The 20,128-nt window shown below is 35.7% G+C and carries 15 protein-coding genes; 5 read left to right on the top strand and 10 right to left on the bottom strand.

Annotation, left to right across the window (positions count from 1 at the left end):
* Positions 1–777 (top strand): IS66 family transposase (tnpC, locus tag ACECE_RS28515; protein ID WP_235715993.1); only part of this gene is annotated, 777 nt, incomplete at its 5' end.
* A gap of 423 nt (positions 778–1,200) precedes the next feature.
* Here the strand turns inward: tnpC and ACECE_RS29765 are convergent.
* The 6 genes from ACECE_RS29765 to ACECE_RS0221560 all read right to left on the bottom strand — a co-directional run bounded on the left by ACECE_RS29765 (position 1,201) and on the right by ACECE_RS0221560 (position 9,354).
* Positions 1,201–2,352, bottom strand: a complete 1,152-nt coding sequence (locus ACECE_RS29765; RefSeq protein ID WP_010251017.1) for a TIR domain-containing protein — start codon at positions 2,350–2,352, stop codon at positions 1,201–1,203.
* Positions 2,353–2,852: 500 nt separating this feature from the next.
* Entirely contained in the window at positions 2,853–4,298 is a 1,446-nt protein-coding gene (locus ACECE_RS0221580) for a DEAD/DEAH box helicase (RefSeq protein WP_010251015.1), read from the bottom strand.
* A gap of 305 nt (positions 4,299–4,603) precedes the next feature.
* Entirely contained in the window at positions 4,604–5,407 is an 804-nt protein-coding gene (locus ACECE_RS0221575) for an ABC transporter permease (RefSeq protein WP_010251013.1), read from the bottom strand.
* A gap of 4 nt (positions 5,408–5,411) precedes the next feature.
* Complete coding sequence (locus tag ACECE_RS0221570; protein ID WP_010251012.1) at positions 5,412–6,233, bottom strand: ABC transporter permease; 822 nt, start codon at positions 6,231–6,233, stop codon at positions 5,412–5,414.
* Positions 6,230–7,276: an ABC transporter ATP-binding protein gene (locus tag ACECE_RS0221565; protein WP_010251010.1), complete on the bottom strand. Its 1,047-nt coding sequence runs from the start codon at positions 7,274–7,276 to the stop codon at positions 6,230–6,232. Before ACECE_RS0221565 ends, ACECE_RS0221570 begins: the two co-directional genes overlap by 4 nt.
* Positions 7,277–7,695: 419 nt before the next feature.
* Positions 7,696–9,354: a ribonuclease J gene (locus ACECE_RS0221560; protein ID WP_010251008.1), complete on the bottom strand. Its 1,659-nt coding sequence runs from the start codon at positions 9,352–9,354 to the stop codon at positions 7,696–7,698.
* A gap of 327 nt (positions 9,355–9,681) precedes the next feature.
* On the opposite strand from ACECE_RS0221560, the gene ACECE_RS0221555 reads away from it, so the two are divergent.
* From ACECE_RS0221555 to ACECE_RS0221540, 4 genes are all read left to right on the top strand, one after another.
* Positions 9,682–10,047 (top strand): BlaI/MecI/CopY family transcriptional regulator, encoded by a 366-nt coding sequence (locus tag ACECE_RS0221555; RefSeq protein WP_010251006.1) that lies wholly within the window; start codon positions 9,682–9,684, stop codon positions 10,045–10,047.
* A 4-nt stretch (positions 10,048–10,051) separates the two neighbouring features.
* Positions 10,052–12,763, top strand: coding sequence for a M56 family metallopeptidase (locus tag ACECE_RS29760; protein WP_010251004.1), 2,712 nt, complete (start codon positions 10,052–10,054; stop codon positions 12,761–12,763).
* A gap of 17 nt (positions 12,764–12,780) precedes the next feature.
* The gene (locus ACECE_RS0221545; protein WP_010251002.1) at positions 12,781–13,707 is read left to right on the top strand and encodes a DUF1848 family protein; all 927 of its coding nucleotides are present in this window, start codon (positions 12,781–12,783) and stop codon (positions 13,705–13,707) included.
* A 535-nt stretch (positions 13,708–14,242) separates the two neighbouring features.
* Positions 14,243–16,087 carry a CotH kinase family protein gene (locus ACECE_RS0221540; protein ID WP_010251000.1) on the top strand — a complete coding sequence of 615 codons (1,845 nt, stop codon included), beginning with the start codon at positions 14,243–14,245 and terminating at the stop codon, positions 16,085–16,087.
* A 186-nt stretch (positions 16,088–16,273) separates the two neighbouring features.
* Here the strand turns inward: ACECE_RS0221540 and ACECE_RS0221535 are convergent, their stop codons facing one another.
* The 4 genes from ACECE_RS0221535 to ACECE_RS0221520 form a co-directional block, all read right to left on the bottom strand.
* The gene (locus tag ACECE_RS0221535; RefSeq protein ID WP_010250998.1) at positions 16,274–17,164 is read right to left on the bottom strand and encodes a radical SAM/SPASM domain-containing protein; all 891 of its coding nucleotides are present in this window, start codon (positions 17,162–17,164) and stop codon (positions 16,274–16,276) included.
* Between the two features lie 143 nt (positions 17,165–17,307).
* Complete coding sequence (locus tag ACECE_RS0221530) at positions 17,308–17,868, bottom strand: ferritin-like domain-containing protein (RefSeq protein ID WP_010250997.1); 561 nt, start codon at positions 17,866–17,868, stop codon at positions 17,308–17,310.
* Between the two features lie 88 nt (positions 17,869–17,956).
* Positions 17,957–18,421 (bottom strand): hydrogenase maturation protease, encoded by a 465-nt coding sequence (locus ACECE_RS0221525; RefSeq protein ID WP_010250995.1) that lies wholly within the window; start codon positions 18,419–18,421, stop codon positions 17,957–17,959.
* Positions 18,418–19,830 carry a nickel-dependent hydrogenase large subunit gene (locus ACECE_RS0221520; RefSeq protein WP_010250993.1) on the bottom strand — a complete coding sequence of 471 codons (1,413 nt, stop codon included), beginning with the start codon at positions 19,828–19,830 and terminating at the stop codon, positions 18,418–18,420. The genes ACECE_RS0221525 and ACECE_RS0221520 overlap by 4 nt, the downstream gene beginning before the upstream one ends.
* Between the last annotated feature and the right edge of the window lie 298 nt (positions 19,831–20,128).

The following is a 20,128-nucleotide window of genomic DNA, read 5'->3' as shown; positions in this document are numbered from 1 at the left end:
GTGCAGCTTGTGAAGAGATCAAGGCAGCTTTCTTCCACTAATTCAGAAGCCGAAAGCGGTGATGTTGCAAAGCAACTATTACAAGGGTTTCATGGATATCTAACCACGGATGCGTATAGTGCTTATGAGAAAGCGGAGAACATTAAAAGAAATCTTTGTTGGGCTCATTGTCGACGCTATTTCATAGAAAGTATTCCGCTGGACAATAAAGGAAAAGAGATCTCGGGTTCCAAAGGAGCTGAAGGAAGGGAATTCATCAATCTTCTCTTCAAACTGGAAGATGAGATAAAGGAACTGTCATATGACGAAAAGAAAGAGAAGCGTCAGGAGGCGTCACGTGCCATTCTTGATGCCTTTTGGTCATGGGTTGAAGAGACCTCTGCAATTTCTACTACAAATGAGAACCTGACAAAAGCTCTAAATTATGCTAAGAATCAAAAAAAGTATCTTGAAACATTTCTAGAAGACGGAAGGCTTCCCATCTCCAACAATCTTTGCGAGGCAAATATCAAACCATATGCCGTAGCAAGAAGAGCCTGGCTTTTTGCTGACACTCCAAAGGGAGCAACTGCTAATGCGATCCTTTATACATTGGTGGAATCTGCTAAAGCAAATATTTTGGATGTGTATGAGTATCTAAAATATATCCTTGAAGCAATGCCTAATACAGATTTTAAAAACCACCCAGAACTTCTGGACAAGTACCTGCCTTGGTCAAAGGATTTACCGGAAGAATGCAGGCTGAATCATAAACATAAAAAGTGCTTCAAAAAATGACACCATTAGCTTATCGCAATGATCGTGATATAGCTAGACGTCATCTTTTGAAGCACTTACAAATATTCTATCGAATTGATAGGTATTGACTGTTTTTTTGCAAGGCACATTCTAAAAGCGAAACGAAAATCTTTTTCTTTTAGAATCTCATCTACTAAAAATCTTGGCTGTTCAGACACCTAAAAACAGGTTATAATCTATTAGATGCTTGCTCTGGACTTTTTGGTTAAGCAAAGAGTACTTTTTGTTGATTTAGCTATAGAGCTTTAAAAACAGCTTCAAATCGGATTTTGTGGCTATTCTTAAAGCTCTATAGCTAGACTGGAAAAAATCATTATAGTTTTTGTGTTTTGTTTATTCTGCTTGTCAATGCGGTGTTAGGTATATTGAATATTCGGCAGACTGACAGAAATTTTGTAAATACTATTTGATGTTAAAATCTCCAGTAGATAGCCAATCAGTACCATCAATATCAATTTCGCACCCAGCTAACTTAAGGCGTGTTGCTAATTCCTTTCGTTTCTCAGGAGTATCATTTAATCTTACTACATGTCTCCCTGCTATATCACTAAAAGGACGCAAACTACCTATTTCAATAATTATTGTTCTGTTCTGATCTTTTCCAAAAGCCATTCCAGTCTCAAATAAAACATTTGGCCTAGCTTGTGGCGTCAAGTTAGTCTCATATTCCTTGTCATCGGAGTAACTGTATTGAGGTAAAAGCTTTGCCTCATCATCAGGTGTAAAAAGAGATACTATTGCTTGTGCATGTTCAAAAGCAGCGTCTAATATCTCACCAATGTATGGACTTGGCTTACCTGTCAAAGTAATTGCTTGATTCCACTCAATTGGTTTTAAACCTATGCTACGTAAAAAATCAAACATAGATTTACGTATTTTATCATTTCTACCATGTATAACGAATACAGCAGTTTTATCTGGCATATATTGACTACCTTCTTCCTTTTTAGTATCTTTTTTTACTTTGTTTTTCTCTTCCATTTCATGAAAAAGACTTACACCTTTACTAGTAATATAAGACTTACTCTTTTCAGTAATTTCCTCCGAGTCACTATCAATAAAGCCTTCTTCATGAAGAAGTGATAAGTTAAAAAAAAGCGACTCATTTGTACATTTGAAAAGGTTAACAAACCCTAATATTTGAAATGTATACATCTTAAATGTAGTAGAGTCTGACCTTCGTATATTACTTAAAGTTTTTAATATATAATATTTTATTTTGCTATCTTCTAATTCAATGCATTGTTCATTAACATTCTTTGATCTAATATCTTCTACATATCTTTCACCATGCTCAAAAAAACCAGAATCAATCCTAGCCTTTACTTTACTAATCAGTACTCTTTTAATATTTTCAAATGCTAAACTGTTTGCATCACGTCTTTTAAACTGAATAACAATTGCTGTTCCAGTCATTCTAATTGTTTCAGTAAATAAATATTCATTTAAATTATTCTTTTCTAATACACTAATTGTATATGCAATTCCATCAAAATCTGTACGTTCTTTGCATCCGTGAATATAGCAACCTCTATATTCCCCCTCATAGTCCATATGGTAACCCCTTTATGCAAGATTTTTTGATATAGAACTGATCATTATTGTACCCATAGGTTTCCAATTATCCCAACTCAAATAATAGCAAAAAATGTACTATTATGCAATGATTCTACATATATCAAAACAATAATATACATAATTGCTTTTTTGATATCTAGGTTGATAGAGTTTATTGTTTATTTACTCAGAAGACCTCAGCATTATGACAAGAAAAATCAATTGGTAGAATAATAATATTTTTGCCTCAGTATGGTCCACTGATATTTTCTGCTGGTTTCCAGCAAGGAAAATCTAGTAAAGTTTTTCGTCGATGGATTAAACGAAACTTTTATTATTCTCTACAAAGTCTCTTAAAATCACTAACAGGGGCATAACTGAACTAAGCAAGTTAGTATTGTAGCAGCCTTTTTACCCAAAATAGTATAATGCGGGTCCACACACATTCAAAGCTCACTTCTCTTTTGAATTTGGCAAATTACATTATTCCCCATCATTCAAATCTCAACTTTTTTCACCTTGCGCAATTTGCCTTTTATAGGCTTCTTTTGCAACTCCTTCAGTACCATTTCACCTTTGTTATTCAGTATTTCTACAAATGTAGATACATCTGCTATATTGATAATCCCTATATCTACTGCTGACATTCCTTCAATACTGCAAAGCGTACCTACAACGTCTACTGGTCTCATTTTTGTTTTCTTACCTGCGTTTATATGTAATTTGATAATGTCGCGGCTTAGCTGTTCACCTTTTCTTTGTTTAATTTCAGGTGCACCATTCATTTTTTCTATAAATTCCTGTTCTTTATCCTTTACAGCTTCTTTATCCGGCCTTTCTTTCAATTCAATCTCTTTGCCTATATATTTATGAATATCATCTAAATACTTACTTTCATCCGGTGTTACAAAAGTAATTGCCTTACCATTTCTGTCAACACGTCCGGTTCTTCCTATCCTGTGAACATAGCTTTCTTTGTCTTGAGGTATATCATAATTTATTACAAGCGAAATATCGTCAATATCTATTCCCCTTGCCGCAACATCCGTTGCAACCAGATATCTGAAATAGCCCTGTTTGAAATCATTCATAACTCTCAATCTGTCACTTTGCTCCATCCCACCGTGAATCTTCTCACAAGTATAATTTAGTTTTGCCAGCTCGTCAAAGAGCTCATCTGTCTTTATCTTTGTACTGCAAAATATTATACAGCTATCCGGGTTTTCCAACGTTGTTATATCTCTCAAAAGATTCAACTTATCATTTTCATCTACTTCATATCTCTCCTGTACTATCCTATCTATTGCCTTATTTTCCTCTTCAATTTCAGCATATACAGGATTCTTCATGTATTTATCACATAAAACAGCTATGTCTTTAGGTAATGTAGCAGACAGCAAAATAGTCGTGCGCTCATCCGGCAGCTTACCGATTATGTCTTCAATCTGTTCTACAAACCCCATACTTAGCATTTCATCAGCTTCATCTATTATAAGATACTTAATTTTTGAAGTGTCAAAGGTGCCTCTTTCCAAATGATCTATAATTCGCCCCGGTGTACCGACCACTACATGCGTTTTTTGTTTAAGTTCCTTCTCCTGATTATAGAAAGAAGATCTCCCGTATATTGCTGAAACTTTAAGCCTTTTGAACCTTCCCAAATTAAAGATGTCTTCTTTTACCTGGATAGCAAGCTCTCTTGTCGGTGTAATCACCAATACTTGAGGTTTATTTTCATCCCAATCCACCAAGTCACATATAGGAATGGCAAATGCAGCAGTCTTTCCGCTCCCGGTTTGAGACTTTACAATTACATCCTTATGCTCTAATACTGCAGGTATAACCATCTCCTGCACTTTTGTAGGACTTTTGTAATTTAACATATCAATTGCTTTCAATAACTCACTGCTTAATTTATAATTTTCAAAACTTGATTGTATCATTTTGTCATCTCTTTCTTTTAATTTTTAAGAAGAAATATAGAATAATCGGTGTACCCTACATTTTCAACACTAGCCGTTCCCAATAACTACTTTGTTCTAAATTATATCACAATTATATCCTTCACATTTTCTTTCACTTTATTCGATAGTAAGAATATGATTGAATTACAGATTAAAAATCTTTGAGGGACATTTATCCCTATTCGATTATAGGACATTGCTTCGCGAATGCCTCAAATAAAGAAGCCGGAACGCAGCAATTGTTATATGCCCAAGTTCCGGCTTATTATTATACTATTTTAACGTTATGACCCAGTACCGCTATATGATGTTGCACCTTTCATCCAAATCTTATAACTTATATAGAAAAAAATCACCCCAATTACCGGAGACAGGTATGTAAGCATTGGTATGTCATTTTGCCTTAGGAAAGCAAGACTTGGATAATAAGCAATAAACGCAATTGGAATTATAAAAGTAAATATAAAACGAAAAACCGAGTTGTATATAGTGATCGGATATCTCGCATAATCCTTAACTTTGTTTACAAGTATCATAATATACGCAGATCCCAAAATCCAAAAGCAAGTTGCTGCCGATATATTATTCAGTGCAATCATAAAAAGTGATGCAGTTATTAACGCAATAATCAATTTTATAAATATCAGAACCGAAAAGTCCAATCCAATTTTATTCCATGCATAACCTAACGTAATACCTCCAAATAAAAGTTGCGCCAAACCCTTAATATCAAATATTTCGGAAATATAATAGAAAAACAAATTAATTGGCCGAAAACAATACTTAATGAAATCACCCGAATAGACATAGTGCCTCAAACTCCAGTTATTATCAAAGAAAAGCTGGACAGGAGTCAACGCCAATAAAGAAAAACCATACATAAAAAGCATGTCATAATAAGTCCACCCATTTATTGATGGGAAATTCTGAAATGTAACCCAGAACGCAAGGAACCCGGATATATTTACAAAAAGCATTCCAATCATGGAAATTATAAAGTCAGCACGGTAACTCATTTTACTTTTAATATCCTGCACCAGAATTTTTCTGTATATATGAAAATAATAAGCTATCCCTCTTCTTTTCATAGCATTAACCCCCATTTACTGTTATTATTTTAAGTGATTTTTTCCAAAACAAGCGACTTAATGATATCGTCACAATCACCCAAAAGACTTGCAATAACAGCATTTTTATACAATCATTCATTGATAAGGACTCATTGATTAAAAACTGCAGAGGTGTATTGTATATTGCCTGGAACGGAAGATATCCTACAATAGTTTTTAGTGGTTCCGGAAAAAAAGCAAGCGGAACTGTTGCTCCTGAAACAAAAAGTACAATAACTTCCTTCATTATATTGATTCCCCATGTAGATTGAGTATATAAACAAATAGTTGCCACAAAATAATCAATACAAAAATTAATGAGTAACCCGAAAACCAAACTAACCAAAAAGAACAATAAATTAACTCCAATTGGAATAGCTCCACCAGTCAAGAAATATACCAGAACAAAAGTCGGTAAGAATGTAGTAAAAAATGCCATAACATAATTACCTGAATAGTAAAAAAAAGTATAAATCTGAAAGTCCATAGGCTTAATAATATTCAGTACAATTTTACCAGTCTGAATATCACGCCCTAATCCCCAGATCAGATATACCTCTAAGAAACCGCTTAACGCAGCTGCCAAAACAAGATATATCATAGTATCCTGAAAAGTCATTCCATTTACAATCTCAGTATTACTTGAAGCATAAATTGCTTTCCATAAGTAGTATATAACAACCAAATACACCAAGTTTCCTACTATAGCAACTATATAACTGGCTCTGAAGTTCAATGCTTCCATAATACCCGCACGGGTTAAAGTCTTATATTTTCTTAAGGAAGGGTATGCCGATTTGCTCATCTTACCCCTCCTTCGTATATTTTTTTGATTATACTTTCGGTAGATATCTCCTCTAACTTTACATTGTGAATCTTCCATATTTCCTGAATATAGTTTAACACTTTCATCATAGGAACTTCATCTTCATTAATCAATACATTAATCCACTCTTCATCCACCGAAACCGAAATAGTTTTAGCATCGGGAAAGCGTTCACAAAGTTGCTCCTGTAATTTTACTGCTGCATCTTTCATTATTTCTTGATTGCGACCGGGTGCCTCATTTCCAAACATAACTTTCAAGGTCCTATAGGCCCCAAAAAACTTTCTTAAGTTTTCAATGTTATTATCATAAAGAACTGACCCTTTATCAATAATTACAATTCTTTTGCATAGAGCATCAACATCGCCCATATCATGTGTAGTTAAAATGACTGTCGTCTTTTTTTCCTGATTTAAAGATTTAATCAAATCACGAATCTTACTTTTCATTGATACATCCAAACCAATAGTCGGTTCATCCAAAAACACTACACTTGGATTATGCAAAAAAGCTGCCAAAATATCACACAATGTTCTCTGACCTAAAGACAGCTGCCTCACCGGCTTTTTATAAAGAGATTTTACATCCACCAGAGAATCATAATAGTCCAGTAAGTCTTTGTAAGCTTTATCCTCTATCTGATAAATATCTTTTAATATTCCAAATGACTCTATTACCGGCAACGCCCACCATAACTGCGATCTCTGTCCAAAAACAACACCTATCTCCTGGGCATTTTGGGTTCTGTTTCTATATGGAATTCTTCCGTTTACCATTATTTCACCCGATGTCGGTTCAAGTACACCCGTCATCATTTTAATTGTCGTGGATTTTCCTGCTCCATTAGGACCTAAATAACCTACGATTTCTCCTTGCATAATATCCATCGAAACGCTATTTACTGCTTTAATAATATTATAATCCCTTGAGAAAAGGTCTCTGATACTTCCTTTTAACCCTTGCCTCCGGTTCAAAATTTTAAATTCCTTACTTACCTGCTTGAGTTGAATACATGGTTCCATATCTTTCTCCTTGCTCTGAGTATTTGAACTACTATAAAACCTCAAGTGCAATAATACCCACACTTGATTGGACTCATTTTTTTATGATGCCACACCATAAAAATCATCGGGAAGTATTGTGATTTTCTCTATAGAGATATTAAAAGAATTTTATAAGAAAAGCAGTTCGGATCTAAGAGTACACCAACATCATCAAGCACTTACAAGACCTAGTCACAAAATGGCTTTTCCCCTTAAAAAACACTCAAATCATTCTTCCATCCTAATTTCTTCTATCAGATTTTATACATACATTCTAACAAATTCCAAAAACAAATACAACTCTTTTAAAATTTAAACTGTGCTATGAGAGCATTTGTTTCACAAATTTCTTAGGCATTAAAAATCCAGATCAGAGACTTGCTCCAATCTGGATTTTGTTAGATTTCCATAATTATCGGAATTATCATCGGCGTTCGTTTCGTTTTTTGATATATGTAATCTCTCATCGTCTCCTTAATTCTATTCTTTTTTGAAGCCAAATTCCTACCGCCGCCTTTCATCATCGAATCCATGCAAACCTGTTTTACATCGTCCATAAATTCTTCCGATTCCCTTCCATACACAAAACCTCTTGAAAGAACATCCGGACCGTTAAGAATATTACCTGTCTCCTTCTGAATGGTAACGACAGCTATAATCATACCGTCTTCCGACAGATGCTTTCTGTCTCTTAATACAATATTGCCAACATCTCCAATACCAAGACCATCAACAAGGATTTTACCCGAAGGCACGCTTCCTTTAATCTTTGCATTATCTGCATCTATCTCAAGTACCTGCCCAATTTCCATAATTAAAGTTTTTTCCTCATCCATCCCCAGATTATGGGCAAGGTCGGCATGCCGCTTCAAATGTCTGTACTCTCCATGAACAGGCATGAAAAATTGAGGATTTACCAATCTGTGAATCAGTTTGAGCTCTTCCTGGCATGCATGGCCTGAAACGTGGACCTCAGCAAGAGATTCATATATAACCTGAGCACCCTTTTTAAACAGATCATTTACTACTCCTGATATAGATTTTTCATTCCCGGGAATAGGTGTAGCGGAAATCACAACTAAGTCCCCAGGAACTATTTCTACCTGTCTGTGCTCTCCTGCCGCTATCCTTGACAGTGCGGACATAGGCTCACCCTGACTACCTGTAGAAATAATTACAATCTTTTCTCTGTTGTAGTTCCTTGTCAATTCAATATCTATCAGGGTACCTTCCGGTATTGTCAAATACCCAAGTTCCATCGCTTTATTACATACATTTACCATACTTCTGCCGCACAATGCGATCTTACGTTCAAACTTTACTGCTGCATTAACTATCTGTTGAATTCTATGTACATTGGAAGCAAAAGTTGCAATAAGAATCCTGCTGTTTGCATTGCGGAATATGTCATTAAAAGTCTCTCCTACAGTTCTTTCCGACATAGTATAACCCGGGCGCTCAACATTGGTGCTATCGCACATCAGAAGTAAAACACCTTTTTGGCCAAGTTCTGCAAAACGCGGAAGATCAATTGGTTCACCGGAAATAGGTGTGTAGTCAACCTTAAAATCCGATGTATGTACAACTATGCCAGCCGGAGAATGAATAGCCAATGCCATGGCATCTACTATGCTGTGAGTTGTCCTGATAAATTCGATTTTGAATACACCCAACTCAATAGTCTGACCAGGCTTTACAGGCTGGAGTTTACTTTTATTGAGAATTCCATGCTCTTCCAGCTTATATTCCAGCAATCCAAGTGCAAGCCTGCTGCCAAATACAGGAACATTGACCTCCTTCAACACATAAGGCAATCCTCCAATATGGTCCTCATGTCCATGAGTAATTATAATTCCTCTTACGCGGTCTTTGTTTTTTATCAGGTATGTTACATCCGGCAATACCAGATCTATACCTAGCATTTCATCGTCCGGAAATGCTGTGCCGCAGTCAACTACAAAAATATCATCACCATATTCAAATACAGTGATATTCTTTCCTATCTCCCCCAGTCCTCCAAGGGGAATAACTTTTAGTTTTTTCTTACTCTTCGCCACGATAGTCCTCCAATTATTACTTTAATTATAAATTCTATTTTTGAAAAATAATAACTTCCATCCGGAAATATAAAGTAATTCTTTCACTATGATTATTTCCATTATTTTTCCATTAATTCAATAATATTCTTAGTATTTATAATTTTTATGTAGTCAGAATTTTTGAGGCTACAGTTACGTAAGCTTTTGTTAATACATAATTAATGAGTTTTTATAGTAGAATTCACTCGGTTCATATTGGTATGTAAATATTGACAACAGAGGTTTAATGTATTAAACTTATTTTAATTGGTTTAATGCATTAAATCGAAATTGGAGGATTAAAGAGTGGATAAAATTAAGATATTTGATGCGGAATACAGGTTTATGAATATTATATGGGACAATGAACCAATATCAAGCACAGATCTTGCTAAAATCGCATTTGACGAGCTTGGCTGGAAAAAGTCAACTACATACACCGTCATAAGAAGGCTTTGCGAACGTAGTGCCATAAAAAATGAGAACACAATGGTCAGTGCTTTGGTAAATCGTGAGCAAGTAATGAAAGCTGAAACTGAAGAACACATAGATAGAATATACGGAGGATCCTTGAAATTATTTTTTAGTGCTTTTTTACATAAGGAAAAGTTGACTAAGGATGAGATTGAAGAGCTTAAAAAAATAGTAAAAGAATATGATGACAAGGAGTGATTGTGTGCTTGAGAACATTTTTATGTCAGTATTGAATATGAGCCTTACAGCAATAGTTGTTGCCATAATGATATTAACTGTCAGGCAAATGTTGAAAAATAAGCTGCCTAAGGTATTTAGTTATGCTGCATGGTCAATTCTATTGGTAAGATTATTAGTTCCTGTTTATTTTGGAGCAGTATTCAGCATATTTAATGTCTTGCCTGCGTCACATATACCTGCTAGGACTAATGTTTCACAAAACATTGGAGTAATACGGTATATTCCATACAATAGCGAAGTACAGACAAATATTGGTGGTAAGCTTCAAACAAAGTATAGCAACGCAGCTCAAACAAATCAGAGTAAGGATGAATTTTCAAGTAAAAATGAAACATCTATGTCAGGCAAACAAAAAGAGCACATTGATTCAAAACAAGTTGTAATGTTTCTAGCTGCTATAGTCTGGATTCTAGGAACTGTAATTCTCATCGCAATTAGCGTTATAATGTATCTTGGTACTGTAAAAAGACTTAAAACAGCAGTCATATATAGTTATGACAGAATTGTAAATAAAGTAAGCCGACGGCTCAAATTGAGAAGGAAAATCCATTTATTTTCTTCTGATGTAATAAATACCCCTATAGTGTGTGGTCTTATTAAACCACGGATTATACTGCCTTTGTCTTTAGTACAGGGGAGTGATTTATCAGCTCTTGAACATATTGTAACTCATGAGCTTATACATATAAAAAGATTTGACTATTTAATAAAGCCCTTATCGGTTTTAGCGATGTGCATCCATTGGTTTAACCCTGTAATATGGTTATGTTTTTTCCTTTCACAAAAGGATATGGAGATGTCCTGCGATGAAAAAGTAATTGATGTATCTGATGCTGATATTAGAAGCGATTATGCAACTTCACTTATAAATCTTTCAGTCAGGCAGAATTCTTATTTGAATGGCGGGCTTTTAGCTTTTGGGGAGAGCAGCATAAAAAGCAGAATTAAAGGCATTATGAATTACAAAAAGAGAGGTTTTTGGGCGATTGTAATAACTGCACTAGCTCTTGTCACATTAGGAGTGGTTCTGCTTACCAATCCAAATGGAGGGAACACAAGTAGTAAACCTTTAGAAAATAAGGGTGGTAACAAGGCGCAAACTGATGTGGTGAAGACGAAAACGAGTGGAATGGAAATTTACCTTGTTAAGGGAAGTAATCAGAAATACACTAGCGAAGTGGCAGATTTGGCATCACTTGAGTTGGAGAATGAGCCTCTGCTTTCTAAAGATGATATTATTTCATATAATTGGGATCTGCACAGTGTGAAAATAAAAAATACCGGCAAGATAACCAATGAGCTTTTGCAGCGCAGATTTGTAGTAGTGGCTGATGGAGAAAAAATATATCAGGGAGCTTTTTGGTCAGCCCTTTATTCGATGGTTCCGCCTGAAATTGGGGTATACTTGGACCGTTTGGATGAGAAGAGCGAGCAACTGATTCTGAGTCTTGGTAGCTTTTGTGTTGGTGGTGAAATTCAACCTAATGTAAAGGCTGTTTTGGATAATATGATAGTTAAAGGAACGCTAGAGCGTGAAGGCAAGCTTTTTAAGCCGTATAACCCTAAAAACTTTCCTTTGCCAGATTATATTTCAATTTTTCATAATGCAACACAGTTTAGCTATGCCGATCTGGATTGGGAAAGGCGAGATGAGCTTATAAGGCTTATAGATGCAAGATTTGTTAATAAACTTGATTATGCAAATTATAAGTTTGTTCCGGAAGATGACAACAAAATGAGGGAAAAGGAAACTATTATCCAATTAAACTACAAAGAAAATATACGAGGTTATAAATTTGATGTTTCCGGAAAAGAAACAGAGATAGTTTTCAATGAGCTTCTAATGCCTGTTACAGGAAGTCATAATGACTTGTTGTACTTTAGAGGGAATGACAATTATCCTGAATTCGACTATGAATATAAACATGGATACGTCGGATATTCATCAGCGCCAATCGGGAAGCTTGAAAAGTTCACTAATATAGATATGTTATTGACTGATTATCCAAAAGATGAGAATAAAGCTGTTGAAGTAAAAAAAGGCGTTTACATTTGGTCTTACCATCGAAGTGAAAACTTAAGTTATGAATTAAGTGATGAAGAAGTTAGAGAGATGAAGAAAGCTATAAAATTAGGAAAAGAGATTAAAAGGTCCAAGAAATCAAAAGATGAATTATCTTATAATACTGTAAATTTGTATTTAGTGTTAGGGGAAGACGGCGAAGACTGGTATCACGTATGTGACGATAAACAAACTATTGCAAGTGGCGGTAAATATTATAAAAACCCTGTTCTTGCAGAAATGATACTTGAATTGGCAAAAGAAAAATATGGTTATGAAATATTCGATACTTCAAAGTTTAAAGGAATTGTAAAAGCAAAATACAGCTTTAGAACTAACACGAGAACCTATGAGTCTACAATAGAGGATAAGCTTCTTATTGAAGAAATTGAAAAAGGGCTTTGTGGGGCTAAACAAACTCAGGCTGGTGGTTGTCCGCTTGACGGACTTCTTACACTTACTTTTAGTGATGGAAGAACAATGGATATTACAATGGCATCAGATGATTGTAACTGGATGTTTGTTGACAAAAACTGTCTTATGTATTCGAGGGAACTTCATGAGTTTTTCGAGAAGAACTTTGATAATTTCCCCTATGTGAGAAGTCGTTAATTGAAAGGATCATTTTAATGCTAAATCAATTAAGTATATTTGGAGAAGAAGTAAAACAGAACGAAGGTCATAAACAAGCCAAAACTGTAATTTCTGCATCAAGAAGAACAGATATACCGGCATTTTTCTATGATTGGTTACAGGAAGCTCTTGCTAAAGAGTCGGTTGAAGTTCCTAATCCTATGTTTCCTAACAAAAAATATACTGTAGACCTAAGACCTTCGAGTGTCCACTCCATTGTGCTATGGAGTAAGGATTTTAAGAATGTATTAATGAATCCTGGGCATCTCGATAAATATAACCTTTACTTCCAATATACAGTTAACAACTATTCCAAATTCCTTGAACCTAATGTACCTGAGTACAAAACTACCCTGAAAACTTTAGAAGGATTGCTGAAGAAATATGCACCAGAGCAGTTTAATATAAGATTTGATCCGGTTATTATTTCTACTAAAGGTGAAATAAATCCCACCTTTGATATGCCTGAAAGGGCAAGGTTAACTGCTTTTGAACAGCTTTGTAAGGATTTAAAGGCACTTGGTATGGAAAATTGCCGTGTTACAACGTCATATCTATCGCTGTATGGACATGTTAAAGCTAAAATAGGAAAAAGTGGGCTTGATGTAATTCATTTGGATGAAGAAAAGCAAATTGCATTTTTTACACAAATGGTTAGAGTAGCACAAGAATATGGTATTTCGTTATATTCCTGTGCCAGCCCTACTATAGAAAAGGTCAAAGGTATTAATAAAGGACATTGTATTGATGGTGAACTGCTCGAAAAGCTTTTTGGCGGTAAAGTAAAAAAATCAAAGGATAATGGTCAAAGGGGATCATGTGGCTGTACCTATAGCAGGGAAATAGGTATATACTCCAAAAATATTAACGGTATGAAGTGCTTGCATGGTTGTAAATATTGCTATGTTATCGGCTCGAATTGAACTGTATAGGTTAACTCAACGCCTTCTATTAATTAATAACAATTCTTATGTAGTCAGAATTTTTTGTATTACTTAATTGATATTTTCTATAATTAGGTATATTCTATATGTATTAATTTACAAATGGTAGGCGTTTGAACCTTGTTAATTGAATTGAAAAATCAGTGAACATCAAAAAGTATTTTTTCTGCATAGCTCTAAGATTTACACTTGCAGCTATATTATTTTCTATAATCAATGATGGTTATAAGTATACCAATCTTTTATGCTTACATATATCTACATCTGTTCATATCTAAGTATTATTTCAGCTATTCCTTAGCAAAATGAATCTCTTTCTGATTATTCTTTGCTACAAAACTGTTATTTTTTAAAATGATAATTACTGTATATAAGTTGCAGAGTTTTTATATAATCAAATATACATTTTCTGTTATATATTCTTTATTTTAACACGTCAGGTAACAGAAATATGTTTTGAGTGTTCTAAAATCTTGTGCAACAATTTTATAAATTATTAGGAGGTTATTGAGGTATGAAAAAAAGTCGTTTTCTAATCTTCTCATTAGCTATTGCGCTTGCAGCAAATATTTTTTCCGTTACACCTGTTGCCGCAGCTCCATTATACGGCGATCTAAACTCTGACGGAAAAGTAAACTCAATTGATTTTGCTTTAATGAGAAGTCACCTGTTAGGTGTTTCAACTACTATTGATACTTCTGTATCAGATTTAAATGGTGATGGTTCAACAAATTCCATTGACTTTGCATTATTTAGAAGCTATTTGTTAGGAACTATTTCTTCGTTTCCTGCTCAAACTTCAAATCCAGCATTAACCGAAGAAGCCGCAAATTTGATTGGGGATATTAACTTCTCTGTGCCTAGCAGAACTTTTAAGAATCAAATTTCGGTAACATTAAGTTCCAAAATTGCCGACGCTGAAATCCGCTACACCACCGATGGCAGTGTTCCAACCAGCAGCTCAACTGTATATACAAATGCTTTAGTCTTTACAACCACAACTCAGCTAAGAGCTCAGTCTTTTGTTAACGGAACTGCAAGTGGTGCAATGGGTACTGCAATTTATGTTGCAAGTTCGATCGACGCCAAGCACGATATCCCTCTATTGATTTTAGATGCTTATGGCAAAGGTAAACCTGGAGACGAATACAAAGACGTTGCTTTTATGCTCATGGAGCCAAATAACAATGAAACTTCTGTGTTACAAACTCCAACTATTGCCACACGCGCCGGGTTCCATATACGCGGACAGTCATCATCCAAATTTGAAAAGACACCATACCGACTCGAGTTAAGGAACAATGAGGACAAAGACACCAAGTATCCATTAATGGGTATGCCTGCTGATGGCGACTGGGCACTGCTGTCACCTTATCCAGACAAGTCCCTGATCCGTAATGCATTAGCTTATGGTTTGGGAGAAGATATGGGGTTAGCTGTACCTAAATATTCATTTGTCGAAGTGTACCTTAACTTTGACAATCAGCCCTTATCTGCTGATGACTACCAAGGTGTTTACTTACTTGTAGAAACTCCGGAAATATCCTCTAACCGACTCAACCTTTCAAAGCTTAAGAAAACTGATTTGACAGAACCTAATATTTCGGGCGGATACCTTCTTCAGTTCAACATGTCCGCAGCTGAAGAGCCTCTGATCAAAGGTAGTGGTTGGAGTGACCTTGAAGTCACAGAACCGAATGATCTGCAACCTGAGCAACTTACATGGATAACCAATTACATCCAAAATGTGCACAACTCAATTCACAGTTCGAATCCATCTGATCCACAAACTGGCTATCCTGCATACATTGATGTTGATTCCTTTGTAAATTACATTATTCAAAACGAGCTAGCTCGTGAAGTTGACGCATATATGCGTAGTACACGCCTATACAAAGACCGTAATCAAAAACTAACAGCTGGCCCTCTATGGGACTATGACCTCGGATATGACTGCTATACCGGTATGGGGGCTACTATACAAGGTTGGCAGTTCCAGCCAATGTTTGGTGGATTTAGTTCTACTACTGACTGGTACTACACATTGATGAAGGACCCAAGTTTTCAGGCTAAGATTAGTGCCCGCTGGCAAGAGTTACGAAAGGGTCCTCTTTCAGATGAACAGTTAACCGCCAGGGTTGCAGAGTTATCTACACCATTAAACAATGCAGCAAAACGAAACTTCCAGAAATGGAATATTCTCAACACTGCTACTGTAGGTGGATTTGCCACTCAGACCACTCAAACCTGGGAAGAACAGATTACAATTTTACAAAACTTCCTTCTAAAGAGAGCTGCGTGGTTAGACCAATCCGGATGGAAACCAACGTCCACGAATACTGGTTGGGGCAACTGGTAGAAAAACCAAATAAGAAACAATAGAATCTGCTTTTATAAAACCAACCATAAAAACACCTATTTCTATATTACAAAAAATCCTGTCCAATATAAAATTCGTTATGTTGGACAGGATTTTAGTTTTCAAGCTTCTTCACGCACCTCAATATTCTTAAGATTGGATTTTCTGTTGTCTAAAGTGTTTTGATTAATTGCACGAGTAATCAGTACCAAACTTTTTCCTGTATCCACACTTTCTACATAGTTCTTCAACTGCATGCCTTCTTGAAAAACCATCGAAAATGTTGTTTGCTCTCTCACTTTCAACTATTTCAGAGAAAGGCATACTATTAATATTTCCTAGATTAATTATACCCTCACCATCAAGACAACATGGCACCACAGTTCCATCAACCAATATTGCCACCTGGTTTCTAAGCCCATAGCAAAAGCCAACTCCATCGTCTTCTTCCTCATTTAAGTCTGGCCATTGGAATGTATGATCCTGATTTAGATAGACTTTATCAGCAATCTTAATTCCTCTGGCCGGAGTAACTTCTTCCTGTATCTTGTAGGTTAAAGCAAATTCCTTCTCAATTATCTCCAGTAATTCATTGTTTCTTTTGATCTCTAAATTAACTGCATTATCCTGTTCCAAATTCCAAAGCCGCAAAGATAAAATAACATCTGTCTTAGCTCTTGCTTCTCTTACAAATGATAGAATGTTATTTATATACTCATCCTTATTGCAGCCTTCATTTCCATAAAAACTGTGCAGCGAAAAGTTAACCTGTCTAAGCGCTGGTTTTGACATTAGCTTGTCCTTAACCTTATTAATAAGGGTCCCATTTGTTGTTATATTAACCTTAAAACCTTTTTCACAGCTTAAGTCTAAAAATTTATCTATTTCCGGGTGAAGGAGAGGCTCACCTTTTACATGGAAGTATATATAATCTGTATGTGGTTTTATTTTATCTAATATTTTGCCGAATGTATCTACTTTCATAAATTCAGCTTTTCTTCTTGTCTGTGGGCAAAAGCTGCAGGCAAGATTACATACATTTGTAATTTCAATATAAAACTTTTTAAATCTTTTCATTTGTTTAGCTTCTCCCCTTCTTACTTTAGCGTTCGTTACCTATAAGTATCCCCACAAACTATAGAGCTAATAGTCGATTCAATTATATCACAATCAACCATTAGCTCTACGCTTAAATAAAAATAAATCTGGTTTTGATCAGTTTATACCCTGCACCCATTCTTCGAATACAAATAATTATATAAGATACCATGCCTGATTTCGTCAGTTATTATTCTGGTAAGTATATTGATTTGTACCCTGTCCTGCAGAGCAAAAAGTATCATTCTATATTTTCTCACTGCGTTTTGCTCTCCCAATAATGCTTTTTTTACACCTGCACAGTAAGATGCCGGTTTCTCAAACGTTACATTCTGTGGTGGAGGCAGCGTCTGTCCTGTCAACTGGAAGTAAACCTGTCTAAAAAGTGCGAAATGACTGATTTCGTCATCACGTATCCCGGTAATTATTACTTTATCTTCTTCAGACGGTGCATTATCAATCAAATATTGATAAAACATCCTGTCTTCCGTTTCTCCCTCTACAGCTTCCTTGATTAGCTTCAAAGCTTCCGGAACATTCTGGGGATAAGTATATTGTTCAAGTCCTGACGTAGTTACAGGAACCCTGGGTGTATCAAACTGCCCCTGAGTCATGTACTGATTTTGCATTAACATGCAAGGTGGTGTATATGTCATGTAAGGCATACTGCTGTAATCCCACACTGTTAATTCCTCCTTGTTATAGTTTAGGAACAGCTGAAATATCACTTCAGATCTTTCACGTAGGCGATCGTTCCTAATAGCATAATATTCAATAGTCCATATAGTTGTGATTGATATGCTGAATTATTCTCTCTACATGATTAACAATCTCAATAAACCGTTCCGCAAGTGTGGGTGACAAATTTGTACCGTAATCAATATAATACGGTTCAATGCCTAAGAAAGTACCTTTAATATTTTTACTGCCAATTCTCAATTCATTTATAAAATGTGAATCGTGAGCAGAAGCTGATTTGATTGTAGTTTCTGAAATTTGCTGCAATGGAATAATACTTAATGTTCCAGGTTTCTCGCCAAGATATGCAGCATCAACTATAACACTATATGATGCCTCCTTGATTTCATTCAAACAATAAAAAATGTCTGTCTCGCCAACAATATATTGTATAAAGGGATCTGTATTTCTTTTTGCCAACTCTTCTACTACCTGAATACCTATGCCGTCATCCATCATAATTCGGTTTCCAATCCCAAGAACCATTAGCGATTTCATGGCATCACCTGTATACTTTTTACGAATTCTCCCTGCGAATATACATGGGTTGCACAGGATATGCACGGATCAAAGGCACGAATAATTCTACCCAGTTCAACCGGATTTTCAAGGCTTTGTATGTTAGTACCAATCAATGCTTGTTCTGCTGTTCCTTTAATATCATTATTCCCCCGGGTAGAAAGGTTCCATGCTGACGGAGTAATGATTTGATAAAAAGAGATAGTTCCGTTCTCTATTTTAAGCCAATGGCCCAGCGCCCCCCTTGTTGTATCAATAAGCCCTGCTCCTTCTGAAGAAACCGGCATGGCATATTCTTTTTGTAAAGAAATCCCCGGATTCAAATTTTCAAGCAATACATCAATAATTTCAGCTATCTTCTTTGCTTCCAATGCCCTGGCAATAATTCTATCCATGGTAGATATTCCGTTTCTATAATCACCACTGAGCCACTGTCTTGCCAGTGGACCGACTTCACATGGCAAACCATTATATCTAGGAGCTTTCACCCATGAATACGCTTTATTTTTGTCCATATCTTCATCTGTAATTATTTCCATAGGTTTATACTCATCCTTTTTGCCGACATACCATGAGTAATTAATCTCTTCAGTTATTTTACCGGGATTGAAGGTGCTTTCTTTTCCTTGTATGTAGACCATAGGATTTACATAAAGAGTTCCGAATTCCTTATACCCGCAGAAACACCCATAACTCAAGAAATTCCGGTAACCGCCGCCTATATTATAATAATCACTATAATGTTGGGCAATTGCATAAGCATCCGGCAGCATCTTTTCAACAATAAATTGTCTAATTTTATGTAAAATAGATTTCATCTTAATAACCTTATCTGCAGTAGCCGTAGTAGTAACCCCTCCAACGAAAATCCCATGATTGTGCGGCACTTTCCCTCCTAACACTGCCAGCATTTCATGCGCGCTTCGGCTAATATCAAGAGACTCAATATAGTGTTCCGCCATTTCATCGTTTTTTCCCTTTGGAATTCTGAAGTCATCATGATCGGCCACATATAGAGGATACTGATCAGGTAGCCTCACAAAATCAGGTAGTGAGTACTGATAAAAGTGCCTTATATGGTTTTGCAGAAATTCACAGCCATGGAGTATATCACGAAGATACTTGCCCTGTTCAGTCGGAACAACCTCCATTGCATCCTCCAGTGCAAGAGTTGATGCCATTGAGTGTGCCGTTGAACATATTCCACATATGCGCTGTGTAAAATATATTGCATCAAGAGGATTTCTTCCATTCAGCATCCTCTCAAACCCTCGAAAAAGTAATCCCTTTGTTTTTGCATCTACTACCATATTGTTATCAATTGCAGCATCAATCTCCATGAAACCGCTGATTCTTGTAACCGGGTTTAAAACAATCCTCTGTGACATTTCTTTACCTCTCTTGTCGTGTTGTATGAAACGAATGGTTTTTACCTATGATGCGTGCAACATGTCCTCTTCATTCCAACTTGAACATAAAGTTACTTTCCCCAAGGCTTGCCGCAAAAATACCCTTATTTGTCTTATTTCCAACATCATTTATACTGTCTGATGCTGTTTGAATATAATCACACATAAAAAACACTCCTATAAATCTATTAAACAGATGTAATAAATATACATATTTCCCTGAATTATTTCAAACAAAACATGCCAAACAACAATTTTTCATTCATGCCTTAATAAA

The organism is Acetivibrio cellulolyticus CD2, from assembly GCF_000179595.2.
GTDB lineage: Bacteria > Bacillota > Clostridia > Acetivibrionales > Acetivibrionaceae > Acetivibrio > Acetivibrio cellulolyticus.
This window is presented reverse-complemented; position numbering and strand designations above follow the sequence as displayed.